Below are 13,024 nucleotides of genomic sequence, written 5' to 3'. Positions count from 1 at the left end.
CTCCCTCTCATTAACCTAAGCGTTCGAACACTTTTTCTAATTTAGTTTTCAATGTACCTGCAGTGAATGGTTTAACAATATAACCATTAACACCTGCTTGGGCCGCAGCAATTATTTGTTCTTTTTTAGCTTCTGCTGTAACCATTAAAACAGGAATATGCTTTAATTTTTCATCAGCTCGAATTGCCCTTAAAAGATCAATACCTTGCATGCCTGGCATATTCCAATCTGTTACAACAAAATCAAACGCTTGATTTTGCAACATAGGCAAAGCAGTTGACCCGTCATCTGCTTCTTGAACATTGGTAAAACCTAAATCGCGCAACAGGTTTTTAATAATACGTCTCATTGTTGAGAAATCATCAACAACAAGAATTTTAATGTTTTTATCCAAAACATCCTCCAGTGAGGCCTGAACCTTTATTTACTTACTTCTAGTTTATCCAGTCATTGATTTTTGCTTTAAGCTTAATCATCGCCTGACCATGTATCTGACTTACACGCGATTCACTTACATCGAGTATATGCCCAATTTCTTTTAAATTCATCTCATCGTTATAGTACAAAGAAAGCACCATTGCATCTTTTTCCGGTAACGACTTTATTGCACTGAGTAAAGACTCATTAAACCGTTCATTTTTAACATTATTGAACGGTTTGTCTAGTGCTAAATCTTGGCCATGAGGTGTAATCACATCGTCATCTATACCAAGGTCTTCAATACCTAACACTTTGCTTACATTTACATCGTTTAAAATATGATGGTACTCATTTAGCGAAATTTCAAGTTTTTCAGCAACTTCACTATCTTTAGGTTCACGGTTTAAACTGTTCTCAAGCGCAACAATAGTTTCTGCAACCAAACGGCTTTTTCTGTGAACTGAACGTGGAACCCAATCGCCTCGGCGCATTTCGTCTATCATCGCACCACGAATACGAATACCGGCAAAGGTTTCAAAGCTTGCGCCTTTGCTTGCATCAAAGTTTTTTGAAGCTTCAATTAAACCAATCATACCCGATTGAATTAAATCATCTAGCTGCACACTGGCCGGTAAACGAGCAATTAAATGGCACGCCACTTTTTTGACTAATGAGGCATGCTTTTCAACAATCATATTTAAATTTTGTGTTGACTGATATCCCATAGCTCTATTCACCGGTATTGTCATTGTTAGTTACTAACTAGTTTCTCAATGAAAAACTCTAAATGACCCGAGGCTTGACTAGGTGTTGGCCACTTAGCAATTTTTGTAGCCAGTGTTTTAAAAGCAATTGCAGCAGGCGACCCAGGAAAAACCTCAACAATTACTTTTTGGCGGCGCGTTGATTTGCGCATATTTTCATCATATGGAACCGTTGCAACCAACTCCATTGATATATCTAAAAATCGGTCGGTAACCTTTGAAAGTTTTGCAAACAATTCCTGCCCTTCGCGTAAACTACGCACCATATTGGCAACAATTTTAAATTTATAAACGCCGTGCTCACGGCTAAGTACTTTAATTAAAGCATAGGCATCGGTAATTGATGTAGGCTCATCACATACCACCACAACCACATCTTGCGCTGCGCGAGAAAAACTCAGCACCATATCGGAAATACCCGCAGCGGTATCAACAATTAAAATATCAAAGTCGGTGTTAAGTTCACTAAATGCACGAATAAGTCCAGCGTGCTCTGAGGGTGATAACTCAACCATACTTTGCGAACCCGATGTTGCAGGCACTATTTTTATGCCTGCGGGACCTTCGACTAAAATATCATCAAGTTCACATTCGCCCGATAAAACATGAGATAAATTACGCTCAACGCGCAGTCCAAGCATCACATCACAATTCGCTAATCCTAAATCAGCATCTAGTACAAGCACACGTTTGCCTTGTTGGCCTAACGCGATTGCCGTGTTAAGGGATACGTTCGTTTTACCCACTCCACCTTTGCCGCCGGTGACAGCGATAACTTTTACGCCGTTATTATTATTCTTGCTCATTTTGCGAAGGCCGCTTGCTTGATCTAAAACTGTGTTAATCATACATCTCTACTGTGCTCGACGCCACTGATTGGTGTCGTGATTGTTGTGCTTTTATTCTTTTTAAATACAATTGCTCAGCTTTTTTTACTAGTTTTTCGGCATTTGCCACTCTAATATCTTCTGGTACTCGCTGACCGTTAGTAAGATACCCTATTGGGAGACGATTTTGAATCGCAATACTAATAATCTCACCTAAACTCAATGACTCATCAAGTTTAGTAAAAATACATCCACTTAGCTGTACTTTTTTAAAGTGCCTTACTGTTTCTTGTAATACATTAATTTGCGCCGTCGCACTTAATACTAAATAACTACGTATATCAACACGCTGATTACGCATCAAGGTGTTTAACTGCTCGGTTAAGCGTAAATCACGTTGACTCATTCCTGCTGTATCAATTAAGACTAGACGTTTATTTCGTAAATGGTATAAAACTTCTGCTAATTCATTTGCATCTTTAACTTGTTTAACGCCACAACCTATAATACGACCATACGTTGCTAGCTGCTCATAGGCACCAATACGGTAGGTATCGGTAGTAATAAGCGCTACTTTATCGGCACCGTATTTTTGTGCACCTAATGCTGCCAGTTTTGCAACTGTGGTGGTTTTACCCACCCCAGTAGGTCCAACTAACGCAAAAACACCGCCTTGGCGAAGTATTTCGTTGTTAGTGGTTTGCATTTGATCTTCAACCATGTTCAATAAAGCTTTCCAGCCTTGTTGGCGAGACACATCGTCCGGTACAAAACATGCCATTTGCTCAGCAACATTTTTCTCTATACCCATACCGACTAAGCGGTCAATCATACATGCACGGGTCGGGTCGCGACGCGCCATATCTTGCTGCATTAAACCTGATACTTGGTGCTCTAATAGTTGACGAATTGCGTTCATTTCTTCACGCATTGTGCTCATGTCACTTGATTCTTTATGCATTGTTTGCTGACGCGGTGCGCTAGGTGAATCTAAATCGTCAAAGCCACTGTCTAAGTCGTCAAAACCTAAGCTATCGGCTTGGGTACGAGGGCGCACTGGCGCGCTTTGTTCACGTTCAAACATATTTTTAGGTCGTGATTGCACAGGCTCTTGTTCTTGATAGTGGCCAGATGTGTCAATGCCAGAGTGTGAAAACATTGAAGCAAGCTCTGCTGAACGAGGACGTGGAGACTGACGCTCTAGTAAGGCTTGTAAGCTATCTGCAACCTTTGCTTGTGGCTTAGGTTGAGCGCGTTGTGGTTCTGGTTTAACAAAATTATGTGAACTTTGCTCAGTATGTGCAAATGAAGCTCTTGCAGCAGGTTGGCTTTGAGGCTGCTCTGGCGGTTTTGTCGCTGCTTTGTCGTAATCAACTGCAGCAACAATTTCAACGCCATTAGCTAGTTTTTTATTTGACATAATAACCGCATCAACACCCAACTCTTCTTTTACTTCTTTTAGTGCAGTGCGCATGTCTTTAGCAAAAAAACGTTTAATTTTCATAATTCAAACCCCTTTAAAATCTTATTGTTGGCCTACAGAGCTGACAATCTTGATCTGTCTTTCATCTGGTATCTCTTGATAAGACATCACTCGCAATCCTGGAATGGTGTATTTAACAAATCGAGATAACACAGTGCGTAACATTCCTGACGTTAGCAATATTGAAGGTTCACCGGCCATTTCTTGATTTTGATGCGCTTCATTCAATGATGTTTGAAGTCTATCAGCAAGCCCTGGTTCTATTCCGGCACCTTCATCACCTGCATTTTGAAGTGACTGATGCAACATCTGTTCCAACTCAGGCGCCAAGGTTATGACAGGGATTTCAGAAGACATACCAACGGCATCTTGGACGATTAATCTACGCAGTGATATTCGCACTGCAGCCGTTAATACATCTGGGTCTTGGCTGCGAGGGCCATACTCAACAAGGGTTTGAACAATTGAGCGCATATCTCGTATTGCTACCCCTTCATTTAATAAATTTTGTAGTACTTTCACGATGGTGGTCAGCGGTAATACCTCAGGTACAAGTCCTTCAACTAAGCGAGGGTGACTCTTACCTAACATATCTAATAAGTTTTGTACTTCTTCATGTCCGAGTAATAAAGCGGCGCTATTGGTGAGTAACTGGCTAATATGGGTTGCCACCACGGTAGCCGAATCAACCACCGTGTAACCTAAAGACTGTGCTTCATCTTTTTGATCAGGTTTTATCCAAACTGCATCTAAACCAAACGCCGGATCTTTAGTTTCAATTCCTTTTAACGGGCCAAATACTTGGCCTGGGTTAATCGCTAATTCATCACCATGTTTAAGCTCACCCTCACCACTTGATACACCCATCATGGTTATGCGGTATGCATTTGGGTCGAGTTCTAGATTATCGCGTATATGCACCGGCGGCACTAAAAAGCCTAGCTCTTGAGATAGTTTTTTACGCACTCCTTTAATACGGTTTAACAGCTCGCCACCTTGTGATTGGTCAACGAGAGGAATGAGTCGGTAACCGACTTCTAAACCAATAACATCAACTTGTTGAACATCATCCCAACCCAGTTCTTTTTGCTCTTGTTTAGCCGCAATTCCGGTACCTGAGGCCGCATTTTCGGCTTCTTCTGCTTCTGCAGCGGCTAATTTCAGTTTATTTTGTTGAGTATAGTATGCAAGGTAACCTAAAAGCGCCCCTAAGCTTAAAAATGCAAGGTGTGGCATACCTGGGACTAAGCCCATAGTAATAAGGATACCTGAGGCAATAAATAACGACTTTTCGTTACCTAATTGCTTCTTAAACTGATCGCCCATGTTGTGCGATTCATTTTGACGGGTTACAACAATTGCAGTACCAATTGAAAGTAGTAATGAAGGTAATTGCGCGACTAAGCCATCACCAATGGTCAATAGTGTGTACACTTCCATAGCGCGTGAAAAACTTAAATCATGTTGGATCATGCCAACAAATAAGCCACCCACAATATTGATCACTAAAATGACTATGCCAGCAATAGCATCACCTTTTACAAATTTACTAGCTCCATCCATAGAACCATAAAAGTCAGCTTCACGGGTTACTTCCTCACGACGTTCTCTGGCTTGCTCGGCACTGATAAAACCGGCATTCATATCTGCATCTATGGCCATTTGCTTACCTGGCATAGCATCTAGAGTAAAACGCGCTGATACCTCTGAAATACGACCAGCACCTTTGGTGATTACCACAAAGTTAATGATGATCAGAATTAAAAACACCACCAAGCCCACGGCGTAGTTACCACCGATTACCACTGAACCAAATGCTTCAATGACTTTACCAGCAGCATCCCCACCGTTATGACCCTCAAGCAGTACCACCCGGGTACTGGCCACATTGAGTGCTAAGCGCATTATGGTTGCAATTAACAGCACCGCTGGGAACATACCAAACTCAAGCGGCTTCATGGTGTATACAGTGACCAGTAATACAACTAACGCAAGCGCGATATTAAACGAAAATAATATATCAAGCAGGAATGGAGGCAGCGGTAAAATAACCATGCCCAGCGCAGCCAACACCAAAAGCGGTGTACCAACGCCCTTCGCATATTCTTTTTTATCTTTATTAAGTTGTTGTAATACCGCTTTAAATTCCATAACTCTACAATTTCAAAAAATTGACACTACGCTGAAATTGCAATAACTATTCCAAGTTAGTTGGTTAGCAGTTAATACTTAAATTCATCGGGGATAGGCAGCTTTTTATTAAGGGCAACAGGGCGTTTTCCACGACCTTTTTTAAACCGTTTAAGCTGAAACACATAAGCAAGCACTTGAGCAACCGCAGTAAAGAGCTGATCGGGGATTTGCTCACCCACTTCTGCAGTATGATAAAGCGCTCGGGTTAAAGTTGGAGACTCAACAACAGGCACTTCATTACCCAATGCAATTTTACGAATTTGCATGGCGAGCTCATCCACACCTTTGGCTAATACAATAGGCGCGCCTGCTCGCTCTGTATCGTATTTTAAAGCTACGGAATAGTGAGTAGGGTTGGTAACAATAACATCGGCGTCTGGCACATCCTGCATCATTCTCTTTTGCGACATTTGACGTTGGGTTTGCCTTATGCGCGCTTTAATCTGCGGATCACCTTCTGAGTTTTTATATTCGTCTTTTACCTCTTGCATAGTCATTTTAAGCTGTTTGTTATGACTATAGCTTTGAAATGGGGCGTCAATAGCAGCAATAATAATTAAGGTGCAAGACATGCCTAAAAACATCCACGCTAAAATTTCCAAAGCATGAACAATATTGCCAGGCGCACTTTCTATACTTAAATGTAAGATTTCATCAAAAAACGTATTAATTAAAAAAATAGCAAATGCTGCCACCAAGCCAAACTTTAATAATGACTTAAGCAATTCTATAGCCGCTTGTGGACCAAACATGCGGGTAAAGCCTTTCATTGGCGACATTTTACTGGCTTTGGGCGCAGCTGCTTGCCAACTAAAATTAAAGCCGCCAAGCATGGTATTACCGATAAATGCAGCCAATACAATAATGAGTACAAACATCGACATAGGAAATAACAGTACGTCGGCCACCTCTCCCCATACGGCAAACATTTTGGTGGTGTCGTAGGTTTCATTGCGGTTAAGACTCAGCATTCTTCCCATAATGCGGTACAAGCCTTTGCCAATTTCAGGCCCATACATTAATAAGGAAATAGCAGAAAAAATAAGCACAAACATGGTACCTAACTCTTTAGAACGCGCTATTTGACCTTTCTTTTTAGCATCATCAACTTTTTTGGGGGTGGGTTCTTCGGTTTTTTCTTGTCCGGAATCTTCAGCCATTACGCTCTCCTAAGGGGAACAACCAACTAGAGTACACATCAGCTCAACCATTTTTAGCCATTGGAACTCAAACTGAGTGACAAAGTTACCGAGCGTTGCCCAAATAATAACGAGCCCTGCCACTAAGGTAAATGGGAAGCCTATCGAGAAAATATTTAACTGCGGTGCAGCACGGGTCATAATACCAAATGCCATATTAATAACCAGCATGGCGGTTAATGGTGCTAATGACAGCACTAATGCAGTGGTAAACATCCAACCACCCCATGTCACTATGTCCCAGTAATGATCAACCGCCCACCAATTGCCATCAATCGGGAGTACTTCAAAACTGTGCACCACCATTTGAATCATCATTAAATGACCATTAAACACAAAAAATAATAAGGTAGCTAATATTAGATAAAATTGCCCCACTGCAGGCACACTCATCCCATTAGAGGGGTCAACAACAGATGCAAAACCTAAACCGGTTTGCATAGCAAGAATTTGACCGGCTAACACAAACGTATTGAGTAATAGTGTGGACGCAAAACCAATTGCGACACCAATCAACATTTGTTGGAGTACCACTAAAATCATTTCAAAAGAAAATAGATTAGTAAATGTAGCAGCAGGAAGAACAGGAACAACTAAGAAGGTGACCACAACAGCCAAGCCCATTTTTATTCGAGCAGGTACGTTTTTTGCGCCAATACCCGCCATGATCATGATCATAGAGCTGATGCGCACTAAGGGCAGTAAAAAATCACTTAACCATTGAATGACAACGGAAAATGGAAATTCCATTGTTAACCTGCAATTTCGGGGATAAGCAGCACTAAGCGATTAAAAAAGTCCATTAGCTCTTGAGTAAACCAATGTCCTCCCACAATCAGGGCACTGATGGTGATTAATAAACGCGGTAAAAAACTCAGTGTTTGTTCGTTAATTGAGGTTGCTGCCTGAAACACAGCCACAACCAACCCAATAATTAAGCCAGGTACCACAATGGCAGACACCAGCTTAATCACTAAAAATAGGGCTCCACTTAAAATATCAACAAATACTTCAGGTTCCATGGACGACTCCTAGTGTGGTTGGTTCAATGAAGAGTGCACAACTACGTGCCCAAGCCAAAGCTTTTAGCGAGTGTACCCATCACCAAGCTCCACCCATCAACCAATACAAACAACATAATCTTAAACGGTAGCGACACAATCATGGGCGATAACATCATCATACCCATGGCCATCAATACCGATGCAACCACCAAATCGACAATCAAAAAGGGAATAAAAAACATAAAACCAATAATAAAAGCGGTTTGTAGCTCACTGGTCACAAACGCAGGAATAAGCACAACCATTGGCGTTGCTTCAGGCGAGTCAAGCTGATCGTAACCTGCTATTTTAGCAAAGGTTTCTAAATCTTTTATACGTACCTGTGAGAGCATAAACGCTTTCATTGGCTCTTTGGCTAAATCAAGTGCTTCAAGTGACGTTACTTGTTCACTTAAATACGGTTCGATAGCGCGCTCATTTATTTGCTCATAAATTGGCGCCATAATAAAAATACTTAAAAACAGCGACATACCTAGTAATACTTGGTTCGAAGGCGTTTGCTGCAAACCAATGGCTTGGCGCAAAATAGCTAAAACAACAATAATTCGAGTGAAAGAGGTCATCATGATAATGGCGGCTGGAATAAAGCTCATAGCCGTCATGATCGCCAACACTTGTAGCGTCACTGAGTAGTCTTGGGTGCCATCGGCATTAGTGGTGATCGTCAGCGCGTCAATCCCCTCGGCATTGACCCCTGGGACGAACACCATGGCAAATAGGAAAAGCAGCCATTTAGTCATAATATTAGTTCTTTTTATTTTGATTAAGTTGCGGATTCAACATTTTGCCAAACCGCTTCGCTAATTCTGGTAACTCTTTTTCTGTTAGGGGGGTTTCTAACTTGTGTAGATAATTAATACTGTGTGGAGTAACCCCTAATAGGTGCTGTGCATTATCTATTTCAACCACCATTAAGCGCTCACGTGATCCCAACGGAAGACTGCGGATCACTTTAAACTCATCGTTATTGGTTAAATTTGGATTGAGCTTTTTTACAAAAAAAGCCAACACTAAAATTAACACCACAACCATACCCAAAGATAACACCATGGATACGATATCTGTGGTCGGTGTTGCAGCATCTGTTGCTGCAAACACCGAATTGCTTAAACTGGCTAGTGCTATCATCGTAACTTTTTGATCCGTTCAACCTGGCTAATTACATCCGTTAAACGAATACCGAACTTATCGTTCACCACAACCACTTCGCCATGCGCAATCAAAGTACCATTAACTAAAACATCGAGCGGTTCGCCGGCAACCCTGTCAAGCTCAACGACCGAACCTTGGTTAAGTTGTAATAAATTACGAATATTAATTTTAGAACGCCCTACTTCCATAGAAATAGTAACGGGAATGTCTAAAATAGTATCGAGTTTACGTTTTTCTTCACCGCTGAGTTCATGCTTTGAATCATCAAGCTCATCAAGCTCGGTTACTTTGACCTCAGGACTATCGTCAGTGCCTTCAGCTTCAGCAAGTGCTGCTGCCCATTCGTCCATTGTATCTTGATCATCGCTCATACTTTTAACCTTTTAATCAATTACCAGTCTAAGTCTACACCGTTTGAAAGGTGTAAATCATCTTCTAGTTCTGCTAATTCTGCATCTGAATCAATTTTTTTGCCGCCTTTGGTAAAGACATGCAGCTCAGATTTAACTGAATCAGGGCGTTTAATTTTTTCACTAATTTGTAGCGCAACGTTATCACGTGAACGACCCATTTTAGCTCTAAATGTAGGGAGTTCTTCCACAAATACGGTAATATGCTCAGGCATTTCAACTGGAATTATATCCCCGGCTTTGAGCTCCATTATTTGTTTTAAGCTTAAATCAACTTCAAGTAGCTGGGTCGATAAATCGACTTCTACGTCCATTATTTCGTCACGAAGCGCCTTACTCCAACGTAAATCGGTATCTTCAGTATCAGACTGAACACCCGCATCCAATAGCTCTCTGATAGGTTCGAGCATTGAATAAGGTAGCGCAATATGGAAGTCTCCCCCGCCACCATCCAGCTCAATATGAAAAGAGCTAATAACCACCACTTCGGTTGGGCTAACAATATTAGCCATCGCAGGGTTTACCTCAGAATCGAGGTACTCGAACGACACATCCATCACTGGTGCCCATGCTTCTTTGTAATCTTCAAAGATTATTTTCAGCAGCATTTGCACGATTCGGCGTTCTGTTGGGGTAAATTCACGTCCTTCAATTTTGGCATGATAACGGCCATCGCCACCAAAGAAGTTGTCTACCAGTATAAATACTAAGCGTGCTTCCATGGTAATAAGGCCGGTGCCTTTTAGTGGGCGAAAACGCACCATATTCAAACTCGTTGGTACAAACAAGGTATGTATGTACTCACCAAACTTGATCATTTGCACGCCGTTAATTGACACCTCAGCGGTGCGGCGCATCATGTTAAATAAGCTAATTCGCATGTGACGGGCAAATCGCTCGTTAACAATTTCAAGTGTCGGCATGCGACCACGCACGATGCGATCTTGCGAAGAAAAGTCGTACTGTAGTGTACTTCCCTCACCATCTTCACCGTCGTGTATATCTTCCTCTTCGACTTCATCGACACCATGTAATAGCGCATCAATTTCGTCTTGGGATAATAAATCGCTCACACTGGCCCCTTATTGCATCACAAAGCCGGTAAATAGTACCCGCTCAATTACTTTACTTCCTTCCACATCCATCATAGCTGCTTGCACTTTATCAAGCGCAGTAAAGCGCAGTGTTTCCTTACCAACGCTGCTACTTAACTCATCAGCTGTGGTCATAGAAAATACATTTAACAACGTACCTTCTATAAGAGGAATATGCTTTTTAGCTATTTCTTCATTGCCATCCCCGCGCACCAGTAATTGCACTTTAATTTGCACAATTCTATCGCGACTAGCCCCTGGCACATTAAATACAAAAGGTCTTGGCATTGAAATATATAAGGCTGTGCCTATTGTTGCTGAAGAGCTTGATGATGCAGCAGCTAATTCACCACTGGCACTATCATCTGTTAGAGTTTCTAAGGCCTCATCATCCCCCGATAGTAAAAAGTAACCAGCTACACCGCCAACAATTACCAATACAGCAGCTATAATTATAATGAGCTTGCTTTTATTTTTACTGACTTCTTCTATTTCTAAATTAGTATCTTCAGCCATTGTATTTCCTTTATTTGCAAAGGTATTTGCTTGTTTTAACTATTATAATAGCAGGACTTAGGCATAGTAATCTATTGATGATGACGTTTGTTGTCCAGAACCCTGTATTTGCTTATCTGGTTGCTCACTATTTGTCTCATCTGTAGAGCGATTATTGGCCATTTGCCCTTGTGCATCACCTTCTTGTTGCTGTGCTTGCTCACCTGAGGAATCACCGTAAGAAATACTGCTTTCACCTAGTTCTAAACCTTGCTGCATCAGTATTTCTCTAAGCCTAGGTAACGACTGCTCCAGCGCTTCTTTGGCTTGCTGGTTTTGCACTACAAAGTTGATTTGTGCTTGCTCAGCATCACTTCTAATACGAATTTGCATGCTGCCCATTTCTGGCGGATCTAGGCGAATTTCAGCTTCTTTATTATTAATACTTAACATTGAGCTAACCCGCTCTTGTAGCATTTTTGCCGCATCACTTTTAATAATGTTTAAAGCCTGTAACGTGGCAGGATCAATGCTTACTTGTTTCGCTTGTGCTGTACTTTGTAACTGTCCTGCTTGCAAGCTTTGCGCTTCAATAATAGCTTGTTCGTACCCTAAAGTATCGTATTTAGCGAGACTATTAAGCGACTGTTTGTCAAATATATTAATGATCTGAGAGAAAATTTGTGCTGCACGCGGTGGCATTTGCTCAGCATTAGTGCCGCGCATGCTCTCTTTTTGTAATGCGTCTAACTGTTTGGCAAGCTCTTCAGGGTTATCAGCTACCGATTTTGAACTCTCTAATTTTAGCTCAGGTTTTACATTGGCTGATTCAGTACCAGCCTGTGCTTTTGGCGCTATTGCTCCCGCCAAAGCATTATTTGAAAATAGTGGCTTATCTTTGGCGCTAAACAAGCTGTCCGCGTTAATCGCGGTCTCTAAATCACTGATTACTCCTTTTAGCGAGGTAAGTTCTTTCGTTGATAAAGATTCATTTTTAACGTAACCCTGCAACTGATTGAGTAAGGCCTGTTTTTCTGAGGTAGTTAACGTACTTATTTGTGCATTAATGGTCTGCTGAGGTGTTTGCGGCTTCTCACTTTCACTCACATACTTACTGAGTAATTGCTTTAAATCCGCTAGGTTATCTTTATTAATTGGCTTGCTCATCGCATTAAGCTCAGTGGCTAATTCACCTTGCTGAGCAGGTGTTAAATTTGCCAATAATTTATCTGCTTTAATGGCATTATCATCTTTTGATAACAGCGCCAAAATTGATGAGTCTAATGATGATTTTACGGTTGTGGTATCAGTCGGCTTATCGGCCACCTTATCTGTTGCTAATTGACTTGAAACAACATCGCCTTTTTGACTCGCATTAACAGCTGCTAGCGCTTTTGTGTCAAGCAGTGTCGGCTCACCTTCGCCTTTTCCTGCTAAATTAGCACCTTGTACATTTTGTGTTTGTGGAATGATTTCATCATCCATAACGGCATCACTTGGCATAGTAATAATGGGTGCCAGCTTATCTTCAGGCTTAGCGTTTATTTTAACAGCGTCTTTGTCTATTAACTGCGCACCACCATGGGGGTTATTTTTTACTGAGGTATCGATGACTTGTGCCGCATTAATTTGCGCCAGCATATCTTCACCGCTCAAAGGCTTTTCTTCGCTACTTTGCTCTTTTAGATCGGATTGTTCATCTGCTGATTGTTGTTTTTGTGGCGCTTTAGCTTGCGTACTGTGTGTTTCAGAAGCTTGGTTAGCAAGGGCTAATTGATCAAAAAAGCCAGCATCATTACTGCTATCTAGCTTTGTTTTATCACTGTCTTTTTTAACTAAGTATGAGTCTTGCTCAGATACCGCTAACATTGAAATATCATTTATCGCCATAAATCACCTAATAAAAGCGGCAACAGCCCACCG

14 protein-coding genes are annotated in these 13,024 nt (G+C 41.4%); all 14 read right to left on the bottom strand.

Going from position 1 to position 13,024, the window contains the following annotated elements:
- Positions 1 to 10: 10 nt before the first annotated feature.
- Complete coding sequence (gene cheY, locus ND6B_RS03425; RefSeq protein ID WP_008112210.1) at positions 11 to 394, bottom strand: chemotaxis response regulator CheY; 384 nt, start codon at positions 392 to 394, stop codon at positions 11 to 13.
- A gap of 40 nt (positions 395 to 434) precedes the next feature.
- Positions 435 to 1,145 carry an RNA polymerase sigma factor FliA gene (locus ND6B_RS03430; protein ID WP_008112209.1) on the bottom strand — a complete coding sequence of 237 codons (711 nt, stop codon included), beginning with the start codon at positions 1,143 to 1,145 and terminating at the stop codon, positions 435 to 437.
- A gap of 26 nt (positions 1,146 to 1,171) precedes the next feature.
- A complete protein-coding gene (locus tag ND6B_RS03435) occupies positions 1,172 to 2,032 on the bottom strand; it encodes a MinD/ParA family ATP-binding protein (RefSeq protein WP_010387928.1) in 861 nt (286 codons plus the stop codon).
- Positions 2,025 to 3,515, bottom strand: a complete 1,491-nt coding sequence (flhF, locus tag ND6B_RS03440; protein ID WP_033104082.1) for a flagellar biosynthesis protein FlhF — start codon at positions 3,513 to 3,515, stop codon at positions 2,025 to 2,027. The genes ND6B_RS03435 and flhF overlap by 8 nt, the downstream gene beginning before the upstream one ends.
- A 21-nt stretch (positions 3,516 to 3,536) precedes the next feature.
- Complete coding sequence (flhA, locus tag ND6B_RS03445) at positions 3,537 to 5,645, bottom strand: flagellar biosynthesis protein FlhA (protein WP_008112204.1); 2,109 nt, start codon at positions 5,643 to 5,645, stop codon at positions 3,537 to 3,539.
- A gap of 71 nt (positions 5,646 to 5,716) precedes the next feature.
- Positions 5,717 to 6,847, bottom strand: a complete 1,131-nt coding sequence (flhB, locus tag ND6B_RS03450) for a flagellar biosynthesis protein FlhB (RefSeq protein ID WP_033104081.1) — start codon at positions 6,845 to 6,847, stop codon at positions 5,717 to 5,719.
- A gap of 9 nt (positions 6,848 to 6,856) precedes the next feature.
- Entirely contained in the window at positions 6,857 to 7,636 is a 780-nt protein-coding gene (gene fliR / locus ND6B_RS03455; protein ID WP_013465551.1) for a flagellar biosynthetic protein FliR, read from the bottom strand.
- A gap of 2 nt (positions 7,637 to 7,638) precedes the next feature.
- The gene (locus ND6B_RS03460; RefSeq protein ID WP_010387922.1) at positions 7,639 to 7,908 is read right to left on the bottom strand and encodes a flagellar biosynthetic protein FliQ; all 270 of its coding nucleotides are present in this window, start codon (positions 7,906 to 7,908) and stop codon (positions 7,639 to 7,641) included.
- Positions 7,909 to 7,949: 41 nt separating this feature from the next.
- A complete protein-coding gene (gene fliP, locus ND6B_RS03465) occupies positions 7,950 to 8,690 on the bottom strand; it encodes a flagellar type III secretion system pore protein FliP (RefSeq protein ID WP_013465552.1) in 741 nt (246 codons plus the stop codon).
- Between the two features lie 4 nt (positions 8,691 to 8,694).
- On the bottom strand, positions 8,695 to 9,078 hold the full coding sequence (fliO, locus tag ND6B_RS03470) for a flagellar biosynthetic protein FliO (RefSeq protein WP_024602027.1): 384 nt from the start codon (positions 9,076 to 9,078) through the stop codon (positions 8,695 to 8,697).
- A complete protein-coding gene (gene fliN / locus ND6B_RS03475; RefSeq protein ID WP_013465554.1) occupies positions 9,075 to 9,473 on the bottom strand; it encodes a flagellar motor switch protein FliN in 399 nt (132 codons plus the stop codon). Before fliN ends, fliO begins: the two co-directional genes overlap by 4 nt.
- A 20-nt stretch (positions 9,474 to 9,493) precedes the next feature.
- Positions 9,494 to 10,585, bottom strand: coding sequence for a flagellar motor switch protein FliM (gene fliM, locus ND6B_RS03480; protein WP_010387912.1), 1,092 nt, complete (start codon positions 10,583 to 10,585; stop codon positions 9,494 to 9,496).
- Positions 10,586 to 10,594: 9 nt separating this feature from the next.
- Positions 10,595 to 11,122, bottom strand: a complete 528-nt coding sequence (gene fliL / locus ND6B_RS03485) for a flagellar basal body-associated protein FliL (RefSeq protein WP_008112190.1) — start codon at positions 11,120 to 11,122, stop codon at positions 10,595 to 10,597.
- Between the two features lie 57 nt (positions 11,123 to 11,179).
- Entirely contained in the window at positions 11,180 to 12,991 is a 1,812-nt protein-coding gene (locus ND6B_RS03490; protein ID WP_033104080.1) for a flagellar hook-length control protein FliK, read from the bottom strand.
- Positions 12,992 to 13,024 lie beyond the last annotated feature (33 nt).

The organism is Pseudoalteromonas sp. ND6B, from assembly GCF_000764215.1.
Classification (GTDB): Bacteria; Pseudomonadota; Gammaproteobacteria; order Enterobacterales; family Alteromonadaceae; genus Pseudoalteromonas; species Pseudoalteromonas tetraodonis.
Note: the sequence above shows the minus strand (reverse complement) of the source record. Positions and strands in the feature narration are given on the sequence as shown.

What these genes read in the sequence shown, in the direction of transcription:
- ND6B_RS03430 (WP_008112209.1), bottom strand. Translation starts at nt 1,145, where the DNA reads ATGGGATATCAGTCAACACAAAATTTAAATATGATTGTTGAAAAGCAT.
- ND6B_RS03435 (WP_010387928.1), bottom strand. Translation starts at nt 2,032, where the DNA reads ATGATTAACACAGTTTTAGATCAAGCAAGCGGCCTTCGCAAAATGAGC.
- flhF (WP_033104082.1), bottom strand. Translation starts at nt 3,515, where the DNA reads ATGAAAATTAAACGTTTTTTTGCTAAAGACATGCGCACTGCACTAAAA.
- flhA (WP_008112204.1), bottom strand. Translation starts at nt 5,645, where the DNA reads ATGGAATTTAAAGCGGTATTACAACAACTTAATAAAGATAAAAAAGAA.
- flhB (WP_033104081.1), bottom strand. Translation starts at nt 6,847, where the DNA reads ATGGCTGAAGATTCCGGACAAGAAAAAACCGAAGAACCCACCCCCAAA.
- fliR (WP_013465551.1), bottom strand. Translation starts at nt 7,636, where the DNA reads ATGGAATTTCCATTTTCCGTTGTCATTCAATGGTTAAGTGATTTTTTA.
- ND6B_RS03460 (WP_010387922.1), bottom strand. Translation starts at nt 7,908, where the DNA reads ATGGAACCTGAAGTATTTGTTGATATTTTAAGTGGAGCCCTATTTTTA.
- fliP (WP_013465552.1), bottom strand. Translation starts at nt 8,690, where the DNA reads ATGACTAAATGGCTGCTTTTCCTATTTGCCATGGTGTTCGTCCCAGGG.
- fliO (WP_024602027.1), bottom strand. Translation starts at nt 9,078, where the DNA reads ATGATAGCACTAGCCAGTTTAAGCAATTCGGTGTTTGCAGCAACAGAT.
- fliN (WP_013465554.1), bottom strand. Translation starts at nt 9,473, where the DNA reads ATGAGCGATGATCAAGATACAATGGACGAATGGGCAGCAGCACTTGCT.
- fliL (WP_008112190.1), bottom strand. Translation starts at nt 11,122, where the DNA reads ATGGCTGAAGATACTAATTTAGAAATAGAAGAAGTCAGTAAAAATAAA.
- ND6B_RS03490 (WP_033104080.1), bottom strand. Translation starts at nt 12,991, where the DNA reads ATGGCGATAAATGATATTTCAATGTTAGCGGTATCTGAGCAAGACTCA.